This is a genomic window from Psychrobacter sp. APC 3279 (assembly GCF_030407795.1).
Taxonomy (GTDB): domain Bacteria; phylum Pseudomonadota; class Gammaproteobacteria; order Pseudomonadales; family Moraxellaceae; genus Psychrobacter.
The window spans coordinates 37865-51605 of record NZ_JASDCR010000022.1 but is presented as its reverse complement, the minus strand read 5'-3'; the positions used below and the strand labels follow the sequence as shown (position 1 = coordinate 51605).

Sequence of the window (13741 nt, the reverse complement as noted above, 5' to 3'; positions counted from 1 at the left end):
CGCTTGCTACGATTATGTCAGCTTTGCTACCAACTTATCAGTCAGGTGGCGTGCAATCTTATCGATTGCCAATATATCTTCTATGTCAGCAGTTTCGTTCAATGGTGGCAGCTGTATGTCATTTAAGGCTTGTTCGTTAATATTAGCAATGTCCGTCAAACGAATTTTACCATCGAGGAACGCCGCCACTGCAATTTCGTTTGCCGCATTGAGCACAATAGTGGCTTGTGTTCCAGCTTGCATGGCTTGGCGAGCCAAACGCAGGCAGGCAAATTTTTGCAAGTCAGGCTCAATAAACTCCAAACCACTAAGTGCAAATAAGTCTAACGGCTGCGAGCCACTATCAATTCGATCAGGATAGCTCAGCGCGTGCGCAATGGGGGTTTTCATGTCTGGACTGCCCAGCTGTGCTAAAAAGCTGCCATCGCTATATTCTACCATTGAGTGAATGATACTTTGTGGATGAATGACCACATTTATCTTATCTTCAGGCAAATCAAATAAATGACAGGCTTCTATCAGCTCAAGCCCCTTATTCATCATTGTCGCCGAATCGACAGAGATCTTTTGACCCATTGACCAATTCGGGTGTTTGACTGCTTCTGCGACGCTTGCCTGCTGCATTTGCTCGAACGACTGCTGCAAAAATGGCCCACCAGAGGCTGTTAACCATAGTTTGCGGACACCATAATTTGACTGATGGATTTGCGTATTATCTTGCTGAATAGCGAGTGGCAAGCATTGAAAAATGGCATTGTGTTCAGAGTCGAGCGGTAGCAAAGTGGCTTTATGCGTCTTGACCGCATCAATCATGACCTTACCTGCCATGACTAAGGCTTCTTTGTTGGCCAATAAGATACGCTTACCTGCACGGGCTGCTGCCAATGTAGACGGCAACCCTGCCGCCCCTACAATCGCCGCTACAACCGTATCAGTTTGTGAGTCAGTGGCAATATCTACCAATCCTGCCTCGCCCCCTACGACATCACTAGCAATCCCTGCTGCTTTAAGCCTGTTAGCAAAATCATCTACGGCTGACGTCGGCACACTGACGCGTTTCGGCAAAAACTGCTGACAAAGTGCAAATAGCTTATCTAAGCGATGATAGCCTGATAAAGCATAGACTTCATAGGTGTGCGGTTGCGCCGCTAATATTGTTAGAGTGCTATCGCCAATCGAGCCTGTCGCGCCTAGTACGGCGATGCGTTGCGTCATAACCATCAATGCCCATGATACTTAAAAGTAATAAAAATAGAATATTGTCTGTTAACTATAAAATTGTCATGCTAGTAGCCACGCTTGCCATACCAATGCATTGTTCGCTCTCGGCTGACTTATACCAATATTATGGTGAACTGACTACAGAACAGGTTCAAATAGAAAAGTGCTGCTATATAAACTTACACCACTATCAAGCCAAGCTGCTGTATCGCCCAAAAACCAAGGGCAAATATCGGTGTAGCAGACAACAGAGAATCGATACGGTCAAGGATACCACCGTGACCTGGCAAGATAGTGCCTGAATCTTTTACATCAGCACGGCGCTTGAGCATTGACTCAAACAAATCTCCAAATACAGAGGCAAGAATAGTGATGGCCGATAACGCTACAAATGCGATTAACGGTACACCGGTCAGCTGTAATTTAAAGACGCTAATAGCCACCACAACTAACAGCCCTGTGACGAGGCCACCAGCCAACCCTTCCATGCTCTTATTGGGTGAGACATTTGGTGCCATTTTTCGGCGACCAAGCTTGCGTCCAACGAAATACGCACCGCTATCTGCACACCATACTAATAAAAACACATACAGCAGCCACCATGCCGACAGTTGCCAGAGATAAAACATTGCGGTAATTGACGCGGTCAAAATAACCACACCCATTAGAGCTAGCTGGTTGCCGTACCACCTCGTTTGTGTCGGGAAGACTCGAACCCAAGACAGCGCCATCAACCATATTGCTAATGAAGCCACCCACCAAAACAGCCATGTCACTTTAAAAATCAGCGATATGAGCGTTATCGCCAACACTAGCAAAACAAATACAGCAGGCTGGCGCCACTTAGGCATTAATTTGGCCCACTCATGAGCGGCGATAATGACCCCAACGGCCAACAGTGGTGCAAATAAAATAGGCGTTTGGCTCGCAAACATTGCAATACCAACGATAATAACGAGAACAATTGCCGTCTTAATTCGTTGCCACATACTTATCGAGCCTTATAATAATGAAGAACAGATGGTCAAAAAATGCATTATAGCAGCTAACTAACGATGGCCTAGTGATAGCATTCAATACTCATTCAAGCCGTTTATCATTGCATAAACCAACCCTATTGACCAGTTATACAATACTAACTGAACTGAACCGACTAAACTTATCTATCAACTCATTGCTCAGTGACCTTGCTGCTCTACCACTACCTGCTCGCTGGTTTTGCCAAAGCGGCGTTGACGTTTAGCAAACTCTGTGATCATCGAAGCTAGCTCTTCTGCTGCAAAATTTGGCCATAATGTAGGAGTGAAAAACAGCTCAGCGTAAGCAGATTGCCACAATAAGAAATTAGAAATACGATACTCGCCGCCCGTACGTACCAGCATATCTACTGCTGGGGTATCAGCTAATTGTACGTAGTTACCTAACAGCTCTTCGCTGACATCTTCAGCTTTTAATTTGCCATCTTGCACTTGCTGAGCCAGCTCTTTTGCTGCGTTTGCGATATCCCACTGTCCACCGTAGCTAATTGCAATCACCAGCGTCATTGCATCAAAATCCGCCGTCTTTTCTTCCGCATCAGCCATTAGCGTTTGTAATGACTCACTAAGTTGACTGCGATCACCGATGAAACGCAAGCGAATACGATACTCATTCATACGCGGCATTTGCTCATGAATCGTCGATGTGAGCAGCTGCATCAACAGTGCCACTTCACTAGGCGGTCTCTGCCAATTTTCACTAGAAAATGCAAATACGGTCAGCACTTCAATGCCTGTATTGACACAATACTCAACGATAGGATCGAGCGCGTCTTTGCCAGCCACATGCCCTTGACCGTGGCCCAAATCATTGGCCTTACCATAGCGATTATTACCATCCATAATGATGGCGATATGACGAGGAAGAATAGCGGGCGCCAAAACGGCTGAAGTGGACATAGGCGAACTTGCTTATTGTTAAGGTAAAATAATAATAACGTGTGTAACGGCGATTAAAAAGCGCCATTTATATAATTCACTAACTTATCACAATTGCATTGTTAGTTTTTAGCGTTCAGAATGCGATGGACATAGTTCAATCAATCACACCTTTAGCTTGCTTTAGATATGGCTTCATATAGTTGATTCATTTTAAAAGAGAGACAGAGCAACCGAGTGCAGATGTAACTGTGATACTTCAAGCGAGGTTAACGCTGTCGCTCTTTTATAGAGGATTAACTATATCAGTCTACATAATAATAAACAGCCAATAGCTATAAAGTATTGGCTGCTCAATTACAGATAATCTACCAAACTGATTCTTGCTATGAATACTAAATATATCAGTATTAAACTTCCATCAAATCGCTTTCTTTCTTACTCAAGCGAGCATCGATTGTTTCGATATACTTGTCAGTGATTTTTTGAATGTCATCACTAGCGCGGCGCTCATCATCTTCTGAGATTTCCTTTTCTTTTGCCAAGTCTTTGATGTCATTCATCATGTCACGGCGAATATTACGGATAGAAACGCGGCTGCTCTCAGCTTCCCCACGTGCAAGCTTTTGCATATCGCGACGAGTATCTTCTGTCAATGCTGGCATCGGCACACGAATCACATCAGCAGACATTGGGTTTAGACCCAAATCTGCTTCACGAATGGCCTTGTCTACTGCTTGCACCATCGTACGGTCAAACGGTTGAACCAGTAAGGTACGTGAATCTTCAACGTTGACGCTTGCTACTTGGTTCAATGGTGTATCAGAACCGTAGTAGCTGACCATCACACCTGACAACATACCTGGATGCGCACGGCCAGTACGAACTTTACTGAAAGTGCTTTCAAGCGCTTCCAACGTTTTTTGCATGCGTGCTTCGCCGTCTTGCTTAATCTCTTTAATCATTGTGTATCCTTATTTGTCGTTACCGACAAATCTTTTATTTGCTATTGGGATATTAATTATTTATTGCTAATCATTAGCTATTTACTGACGTTAGTTGCCCGTATCGCATCAATTAATGAAAAACTCGTGTGCCTTCATTCTCACCCATAATGACATTCAATAATGCATTAGGCTTAGTCATATCAAACACTTGTAGCGGTACGTTATGCTCACGGCATAATGCGATAGCCGTTAAATCCATGACGCCTAGCTTTTGCTCTAGTACTTCATCAAAAGTCAGACCGTCATACTTGACTGCATCATCATGTAGACTTGGGTCTTTGTCATAAACGCCATCGACCTTAGTCGCTTTTAAAATCAAACCAGCTTCGATCTCGATACCGCGCAAACAAGCAGCAGTGTCAGTGGTAAAGAATGGGTTACCCGTACCTGCCACAAAGATACAAACTTCGCCGTTTTTGAGATAACGAATGGCATTACGACTGCTATAGCTTTCGGTGACTTCACCAATCGGTAACGCTGACATCAAACGGGTTTTTATGTTGCGACGCTCAAGCGCATCACGCATTGCCAGTCCGTTCATAACGGTCGCTAGCATGCCCATCTGATCACCAGTAACACGGCCAACGAGACCTTCTTTTTGCAATTGCGCACCGCGATATAAGTTACCACCGCCAACTACGATACCAACTTGGACACCAAGTCCACGCAAGTGAGCAATAGACAAGCTCATTTTATCAAGCACTTCGGTATCAATACCCATGTCTTTACTACCAGCTAAGGCTTCACCGGAGAGTTTCAGCAAGATACGAGCGTAACGCGGGTTTTTGTCAGACATGAGGTCACCTTGTTATCATGAAATTATAAAGAAAATTATCGGTAAAATACAAATCGAGTTTGCCCACAACGCCACACTTACAGCTAAGCGTATTAAAAAGGCTAAATTGCGCTAATTGTAGCAAAAACTGCCCGCCATTGGGCAATTTTCACTCGCATATCTTATTGGATATCTAGCCTTGATAACTGGCGAATAGATCGTATTCGCTAGCATCATCGATAGTCACGGTTAAGAACTGCCCTACTTTAACTTGAGCGTTGATGTCATCAACATAGACATGACCATCAATTTCAGGTGCATCAGCATAACTACGGCAGATAGCAATATTTTCATCGCTATCAATTTCATCGACCAATACCGTTAAAGTCTTGCCGACTTTTTCTTGTAGCTTTTGCGCTGAAATATCTTGCTGTAGCGCCATTAAACGCTCATAGCGAGACTGCTTGACGTCTTCAGGCACATGATCAGGCAAGTCATTAGCAACTGCGCCTTCTACTTCTGAATAAGTAAATGCACCCACGCGATCAAGACGTGCTTCAACTAGCCAATCAAGCAAGCACTGAAAATCTTCTTCTGTCTCGCCAGGGAAGCCAACCACAAAGGTCGAACGAATCACGATATCAGGACAGATATCACGCCACGCTTTGATACGGGCCAAGGTGTTTTCGCTATGCGCAGGACGTTTCATCGCTTTTAGGATACGATGACTGGCATGCTGGAACGGAATGTCCAGATAAGGGAGCAGTTTCTTCTCTCCCATCAACTCAACGACTTTGTCTACGTGGGGATACGGATAGACATAATGCAGACGTACCCAAATGCCCAAATCGTTCAATGCTTTGCATAAGTCATAAAACTTAGACTTGAGCGGCATACCATTCCAAAAGCTGGTCTTATACTTTAGGTCAAGGCCATATGCCGAGGTATCTTGCGAGATGATAAGTAATTCTTTCACGCCAGCTTTTTTGAGCGCTAGCGCTTCGTTCATTACATTATCAATCGGGCGCGATACCAAATCACCGCGCAAGCTTGGGATAATGCAGAACGTACAACGGTGATTACAGCCTTCTGATATTTTTAGATAAGCATAATGGCTTGGGGTCAGTTTGATACCCGCTTCATTAATCAAATCTATTTTTGGATCATAGTTAGCGTTCTGACTACGATTTGGCTTAGGCACGTGCTGCGCCACTGCCGTAATCACTTCGTCATAGGCATGCGCGCCCGTCACTGCTAGTACGGCCGGATGCATCTCACGGATTTTGTCCGCTTCTTTACCTAAGCAACCAGTAACAATCACTTTACCGTTTTTGCTAATGGCCTCGCCGATCGCATCAAGCGACTCTTGTACCGCTGATTCAATAAAGCCGCAAGTGTTTACCACGACTAAGTCAGCACCGTCATAATCACTGGCTACTTGATAGCCGTCACGGCTTAGCTCAGTGATAATACGCTCACTATCCACCAATGCTTTTGGACAACCTAGTGACACAAAACCAATCTTTGGCGCTGCACTAACTGGCATCGTAGCAGTGGCGTTGGCAGTCGTAACATCGCTGCTTTGAGCTACACTACGGTTCTGGTTGTGGTTGGCTTTGTGATGGTAAGGCTGTTTAGTATCTGTTTGACTGGCATCTGCCTGACTCTGCGCTTGTACTATGGTAGGCGCGGCAGGATTGAAGATAGTGGCAGTGTCTTTTACGGCAGATAGAGGAGCTGTTGCTGTCGTATTCACTGACTCGGTAGAAGTTTTGGACATGGCTGACCTTGCTAGAGATAAATTGGCTGAGCGCATTGTACGTTTTTTTTGCAAAAATCACCAGTTTTGCCGCTCTATAGTCTTGATTTGTGGTTAAATATTATCTCAAGCATCTGACTTTTTTGGGCCCTACTGATGAACGCTGATTTTATAACCGCCAAAACAACCCCTGACCTCGCATTTATATCTCAGCATTTATTCACCGCTATTTTATGGGTCAACGATGAGCTATCAATCACGCGGTTGAATGCTCAAGCCGAGCAGCTACTTGCCATTAGTAGCGGCAGATTAATCAATCAATCCATCTTGACACTGCTAGCACCTGATGAATTAAAGACTAAAGATACGGTATCTATAGATAATGATAGTAATGATACAAATGAAAATGAGTCTTCAAGCGAGCCAGCTTACTCTTTGACCGAGCGCTTTGTGCAAGCGCAAAACTATCAGCAGCCTTTTATCGACCATGATCACATTATCAAAACACCGCTAAATGGTAATTTATCATTGTCAGTCGACTATAGCGTCACGCCTGTCATCTATGAACAGCATCCTTATTTTATTATCGAGATGTGGGGCAAAGATCGTCAAAGTCGTATCTCTGAGGAGCAGCGCCAACAACAGCAGTATACAGTGGCCCGTCATATGCTACGCTCGGTGGCGCACGAAATAAAAAACCCTCTTGCTGGTATTCGCGGGGCAGCCCAGCTGTTGCAACGGCAATTCATTAAATTCAGCGACGCATCTACTACTAGCACCTCTAGCGCTGATAATGCTTTGATAACCACCAACGCTGACACGCAGCATGATTTGCAAAAAATGAATCAAAAGCTGCGCAACTATACGGACATTATTATTTCAGAAACTGATCGATTGACCCATCTTATTGGGCAGCTTCTGGGTTCCAATCAACTACCAAACTGGCAAACGCTTAATATCCATGAGCCCCTAGAGCATGTCTTAACCTTAGTGACCAATCAGTATCCACAGGTAGTGTTACAGCGGGATTATGATTTATCATTGCCAGAGTTGTGCGCAGATAAGGATCAGCTGATTCAAGTGTTTTTAAACCTCATTAATAATGCTTGTGAATCGATGACTGAGTTCGAACAAACGCTGCAACAGAATAAAATCTCAGAGTCTCAAGAATCACCACAATCTGTCATACAAACTGAGGGCAATTCTGATTATCAACCGACATTGCATATTCAAACGCGGGTTGCTTTTCAGCATACAATCGTCGGACAGCAGCACAAGCAAGTGATGCAAATTACTATTACTGATAATGGCTCAGGTATTGATCCAGCCTTGATTGGTCAAATATTTTTCCCAATGGTCACTAGCCGTGCAGCCGGTACAGGTCTTGGATTATCCATCGTCCAAGATATTATCAGTCATCATCATGGTATGATTGATGTGAGCTCGACAAAAGAGCAAGAGGATAAGCAAACCCGATTTACGCTATACCTGCCATTTACTCAACCCATCACTGAGACATAAAACAAATTATGAATTTATGAATTAAAGGCTGCTAAGTTTCATAACGCTCAACTCCCAATCCCCAACTTACCATCAATAATTGCTGATTAGGCCCAATACATGACTGAATATAGCGACGACCTCCAACCTAAAAGCGATGATCAATCAACACAATCACAAATAGTAACTGTGAATAATGCACCCAGCGACCACCCTGCAACATTGTGGTTAATCGATGACGATGCAGCCCTACGTATGGTGTTGGCCGACACGTTTGAAGATGCTGGATTAAACGTTATCAGTTTTACCCAAGCACAAGCAGCATGGACTCGCCTTAATGATGTTTTAAAACAGCAAGAGTCAGCTGAGCAATTGCCAGACGTTATATTGACCGATATTCGCATGCCAATGATGGATGGCTTGTCTTTTAGCGACTGGGTCCATCAGCACTTCCCTAAAATGCCAATCGTAATTATGACGGCACACTCAGACCTGACCTCTGCTATCAATAGCTATCAGACTGGTGCTTTTGAATACTTGCCCAAGCCTTTTGACTTAGATGACGCGGTTGCAACGATTTATAAAGCCATCAATTACCAGCCTAATTTAGAAACAACAACTGTTTCCCTTTCAGATAAAACCAATACCAATATAGCGCCTGACACGTCTACTGAAAACTTGCTAAAACCTAAAGTAGCACCTGCTAGTAAGACAACCAAAGACAATAAGAGCAAAGGTGCCGCCGAAAACAAAAGTAATGGTAACCCTAGCGGCATCATTGGACAGTCTCCAGCCATGCAAACGGTGTTTCGTGCTATTGGCAGGTTGGCACAATCTCCCATTTCCGTCTTAATCACTGGAGAGTCTGGAACAGGTAAAGAGTTGGTGGCCAGTGCTTTACATCAACACTCCCCGCGTAAACAGCAACCGTTTATTGCCCTCAATATGGCAGCCATACCACATGACTTGATCGAGTCTGAGCTATTCGGTCATGAAAAAGGCGCGTTCACTGGTGCAACAACGATGCGTCAAGGCCGTTTTGAGCAGGCAGACGGCGGTACTTTATTCTTAGATGAAATCGGTGACATGCCTTTTAGCACTCAGACACGGCTGTTACGCGTACTGGCCAATGGTGAGTTTTATCGTGTTGGTGGTCAGCAGCCAATCAAGGTCGACGTGCGTATCATCGCAGCCACCCACCAAAACTTAGAAGAGCTGGTAAAACAAAGCCGATTCCGCGAAGATTTGTTTTATCGCCTTAATGTCATTCGATTACCCCTACCACCACTACGTACACGCCCTGAAGACATTCCTGCATTAGCCCTCTACTTTATGCAGTCTGCCGCAGAGCAAATGAGTACTACCCCGAAGCATCTCCATCCTGCCGCATTGCAAATTATGCAGACGTTTGACTGGCGTGGTAACGTGCGTCAATTAGAAAACGTCTGCTTGTGGCTAACCGTGATGGCCACTGGTGATACGGTGATGGCGACAGATCTGCCACCAGAGCTACTTGAAAACATCTCACCTAATACGGTGCTTTATGAAGAGCACGGCGCAGCAGAACAAGAGACTCAAAAGCATTTGGTACAAAATGGCGATATATTAAACGATAGTGCGTTAAACAGTCATCAAAATAATCAAAGTAGCCAGTTGCCTAAAAACCAGAGTTGGCAGCAAGCATTGGCTGATTGGGCTGAGCAGTCGCTAAGCACGGGTGAAACTGATATTCTGCAAACAGCAACCCCTGAGTTTGAGCGTGTTTTATTAACAGCAGCACTCAATCATAGCGGCGGCAAAAAGATAGAGGCAGCGAGCTTACTTGGTTGGGGACGCAATACTCTGACGCGCAAATTGCAGCAGTTGGATATTTCTGCCCCTAGAGTACCAACTAAAGAATAAAGAAACGCATAAAATACGATAATAAATTATTATTAATATCAATTACTTAAAATTAATATCGAAAATAAATGATAAATAATTGCAAATAGGGGTTGCCAAACAATTAAAACTCTATATAATAGCCAACCACTGAGACGCACTACCGAATCAGTTAACTGTCTAGATAGCGTTTGAGTTTAATCGCTTTTGATGATAGAGTAACGAAAATGGGGCTGTGGCGGAATTGGTAGACGCACCAGATTTAGGTTCTGGCGCCGCAAGGTGTGAGAGTTCGAGTCTCTCCAGCCCCACCATTTTCGGATAGTGATAAAAGTTCTCAAACCTATACTAGACCTGCTTTCGAGCAGGTTTTTTTATGTCTGTGATTTGAGTCTAATCCCACGATGGGATAGACCGTGGGATTGCACAGAACTGACCTATCACCCGCAAACCTTGTTTTTATTCACGTACAGCGCCTTAACTTCTACATCCTAGATATTTTAGCGTGGGATTGAGTATAAATATTCGTCATATCTCGTCATTTCAAACAGCTGTTTATCTGCCCTTCCCCTAGTTACGCCAAAGCCACCGCCATGATCGTCATGGTCGTCGAAAACCATGTTTTTTTATCGTGGGCGAGGCGGGGCTTCGATTGCGTTTTTTGAAAGCCAAAAAAAATCCGCTCGATTTAGAGCGGATATATTGATCTTAAAATTGGTTATTTAATCTTCTTCTTTCAGTAGTGAATAGTCTTTGAATCTGATGACTTCTTCACCTAGCCAATCATTGATCTGTAGCATGGTCTGTTGTAAAGGCATAAGTTCATTGACTGCGAAAACTCTGGCCGCTTTGATTAGATCACCAAAGCCCGCAGCATTGGTCGGCGACGCTCCCATCAGTTGAGGTGGTACTCTATGAGCAGCTGCAATATCTATTCGACTCGCTTCTTTGATTTTGAAGAAGTCATCATTGGCACTGACTTCACTGATCGGTAAGATTTGGATTCCATCCTTTTTACCGTTGGGCGAATACATGAATAGGTTACGAAAGTTACCAGGGCCTTTGCTGTCTTTTAAAGCTTTGCGAATTGCGTCGATATCTTCTTTGTTCGTTGCTGGATCATTGATGTATAAGATGTACCCGGCATGACTACCATTCAAGTAATACTTACGTCTGAATAACGTCGCTGACTCATCAAGCCAGGCTGCATTCAATGCGGACAAATATTCAGGTGCACCATACACTTCTTGATTAACATCAGGCTCTATAATATGACAGATATTCTCTGCTTTGTACTTATGGGGTTCGGCCCAGCTATGCGTCGCAAAGTAGTAGCTTTTGCCATCAGTACCCACACGCATGTACTTACCAAGCGGTACGTTTAGCTTCATAGTTTTTTTTGATCGTGACTGTACTCGCTCAACGTATGCGTTGCCAAACGTCAAATGATCTAGTGCAAGCTTACTGAAATCACGATGTGATAGTAGAGGATGCGGTATAAAAGTACTGGCTAAGATATTACGCTTAACAAAGATCGCACTACTATGATGTGGCGATGCTCTCATGGTTTTAGACAAAGCATCTGGATCGTACGGCGGCGCATACCATAGTTGATGATTGTGACATTCACCCCAGTACAGACTTTGCCACTGCTCCATAACTGGTATTGGATCGCCAAACGTGAAAGCCTCCATACCAGGCATATCTACTGCATCAAGGTTTTCAGTTTCATTCATTAATATATCTCCAGTGCGGATTCGTCTTCACCTTGAGCGATCGCTAAAGGTTCTCTATGTAGTGCGTGCATTAATGCCCATGCTAGATCCGCATGGCCAGTGTCTTCATTGCGATCGGCCTTGTAAGTCACTGCCCTTTCGCTATTGGTAATTGTTTTATGAATCGATGTGAAAGCCCCTACTACATCAGTCCATTCGTGATCAAAGGACAGACGGCCCTTCTTGATAACGTCTTTAGTCTTCAGAACAAACTGCTGTTTGAGCTCTGGGCTATAGTGTAGTTTGACGGCTTGCGGGTAGAACTTAATCACTGACTGATAAACACCAATGCCAAGGCCGGTCACATCAATCGCTATATATTCAACGTTATATTTCTCCGTCATCTCTCTGATGACGTTCGCCTGTGCTTCAAAGTCTGGGTTTTTAAACTGCAAACGCTCTATGCCGCGTATCATGCCATTTGGTGTGGTTGGTGCTGCTAATATCACAAGTCCCGCGCTGTCACGGCTCAATGATGGATCATAGCCAAGCCATACTGGCTGATTACCAAGTGGCCTTGGCGTGTAAGGCTTCCAGTCATCCCATATCTCTAACGTATCGACCATGCATGATTGCAACTCAGAAACGCTAAATGCTGATAATGTATCGTCGATAAATTCACACATGAGCAAGTTATTAAACTCGTCCTCGCTGTACTCCATGCGTAAATCATCAATATCAAATAGATCACAACCGCCTTTCATCGCGTCATACACATTGACGATTTGACGCCACTGCTTGTCACCGCAGACTTTGCCATTCTTCAGGTTATGCGGCGTCACATCTATTTCGATGCGATCGTCACCTTTACGGCCCCGGTTATACAGTTGGCCAGTCCAAAATTTATATGCTTGATGTTGCTTTGATGATGGTGTCGATATGTATGTCTGACGCCATTTTTTGTGCATAGCCATACCTGACGCAACTTTCCTAAATTCAATAAACTTATGAATCCAGAAATATTCGTCCATGTAGACATTGCCGTGATACGACTGTGCAGTGCGGCTATTGGTGCCTAAGAAATATAAGGTCGCGCTGTAGTCTTTTTCGGGCCCTTCTATATTTAACGTGATCGGATCACCGGTCAGTTCTATCCCTGCAGTTTCCATCGCCCATGCAATGATGTATTCGCGGAATACACGAGCCTGAGCCTTGGATGCTGATAAAAATATTTGATTACGGCCAGTCTCAATGGCATCAAGAAAAGCTTCACGCGCAAAGTACCAGGTTGCACCAATTTGGCGCGACTTTAATAAGTTACGAATACGGTTGGTCAGACCTGCGCTGTACCAAACCTTTTGATAATCAAACAAGCAATCTCTGAATGAGTCTTTGAATTTATCGATGTCGTCTATCTGAATGACGTTGGATGGGTTCTTTTGGCCCTGCTTGCGACCACGATTAGATAGATTGGGATTAAGGTCAGACTGTTTGCCAGACTCTTTATATTTATGGATCTTGGCCATTCTCTCTACTTGACGACCAAGCAGATCAATCTCTTTGAAGTCTTTACCAGTCTTATCGTCCTTGTTAATCAGCTGAACCATACGCGCTTCGAGCGTGGACTCTACTCGGTCTAGAGGCTTTGCCTCATCCCAGCCGTCTGATTTTTTCCATCCATCTACGGTCGTGCGCGGCGTACTGACCATCTCGCTAATCGCGCTAATACTCCAACCTTGCCAATAGAGACCACGGGCAACAGTTTTCGGATTTTCGCCAGTCGGTAGGGTGATAAGGGCAGACATTAACGCAGCTCATAAGGGTATGACGCTACTTTGGTTTATCAGTCTCTCTATATCATGCTTGTTTTGCGTGTATTTGCTCAATCCACGCTTTTTTGTTTTGTTTTTGCCTATCGCAATAGGTCAAAGTAAAGCTTTGAAATTATGACCCCTAAACTCTCATTA

10 protein-coding genes and 1 tRNA gene are annotated in these 13741 nt (G+C 44.2%); 3 read left to right on the top strand and 8 right to left on the bottom strand.

The genetic code is table 11. The features are described 5' to 3' along the window. Nucleotides 1–12: 12 nt before the first annotated feature. From ispC to rimO, 6 genes are all read right to left on the bottom strand, one after another. Nucleotides 13–1221, bottom strand: coding sequence for a 1-deoxy-D-xylulose-5-phosphate reductoisomerase (ispC, locus tag QL898_RS11950; protein WP_290176993.1), 1209 nt, complete (start codon nt 1219–1221; stop codon nt 13–15). Between the two features lie 179 nt (nt 1222–1400). Then, entirely contained in the window at nt 1401–2210 is an 810-nt protein-coding gene (locus tag QL898_RS11945) for a phosphatidate cytidylyltransferase (protein WP_201547699.1), read from the bottom strand. Nucleotides 2211–2399: 189 nt separating this feature from the next. Further along, on the bottom strand, nt 2400–3158 hold the full coding sequence (uppS, locus tag QL898_RS11940; RefSeq protein WP_201547698.1) for a polyprenyl diphosphate synthase: 759 nt from the start codon (nt 3156–3158) through the stop codon (nt 2400–2402). Nucleotides 3159–3547: 389 nt separating this feature from the next. Next, nucleotides 3548–4102 carry a ribosome recycling factor gene (gene frr / locus QL898_RS11935; protein ID WP_057759123.1) on the bottom strand — a complete coding sequence of 185 codons (555 nt, stop codon included), beginning with the start codon at nt 4100–4102 and terminating at the stop codon, nt 3548–3550. A 112-nt stretch (nt 4103–4214) separates the two neighbouring features. Next, a complete protein-coding gene (pyrH, locus tag QL898_RS11930; protein WP_057759121.1) occupies nt 4215–4940 on the bottom strand; it encodes a UMP kinase in 726 nt (241 codons plus the stop codon). 172 nt (nt 4941–5112) lie between these two features. After that, nucleotides 5113–6699 (bottom strand): 30S ribosomal protein S12 methylthiotransferase RimO, encoded by a 1587-nt coding sequence (gene rimO, locus QL898_RS11925; protein ID WP_201547697.1) that lies wholly within the window; start codon nt 6697–6699, stop codon nt 5113–5115. 135 nt (nt 6700–6834) lie between these two features. Between rimO and QL898_RS11920 the strand changes: the two genes are divergently transcribed. The 3 genes from QL898_RS11920 to QL898_RS11910 all read left to right on the top strand — a co-directional run bounded on the left by QL898_RS11920 (nt 6835) and on the right by QL898_RS11910 (nt 10373). Beyond that, nucleotides 6835–8199, top strand: coding sequence for an ATP-binding protein (locus tag QL898_RS11920; protein WP_201547696.1), 1365 nt, complete (start codon nt 6835–6837; stop codon nt 8197–8199). Nucleotides 8200–8298: 99 nt separating this feature from the next. After that, nucleotides 8299–10080, top strand: a complete 1782-nt coding sequence (locus QL898_RS11915) for a sigma 54-interacting transcriptional regulator (RefSeq protein ID WP_201547695.1) — start codon at nt 8299–8301, stop codon at nt 10078–10080. Nucleotides 10081–10288: 208 nt separating this feature from the next. Then, nucleotides 10289–10373, top strand: a tRNA-Leu gene (locus QL898_RS11910). Nucleotides 10374–10781: 408 nt separating this feature from the next. On the opposite strand, the gene QL898_RS11905 is transcribed toward QL898_RS11910, so the two are convergent. Together QL898_RS11905 and QL898_RS11900 are read right to left on the bottom strand one after the other, a co-directional pair. Then, on the bottom strand, nt 10782–11795 hold the full coding sequence (locus QL898_RS11905; protein WP_290176989.1) for a phage portal protein: 1014 nt from the start codon (nt 11793–11795) through the stop codon (nt 10782–10784). Continuing rightward, the gene (locus QL898_RS11900; protein WP_290176987.1) at nt 11795–13579 is read right to left on the bottom strand and encodes a terminase family protein; all 1785 of its coding nucleotides are present in this window, start codon (nt 13577–13579) and stop codon (nt 11795–11797) included. Before QL898_RS11900 ends, QL898_RS11905 begins: the two co-directional genes overlap by 1 nt. Between the last annotated feature and the right edge of the window lie 162 nt (nt 13580–13741).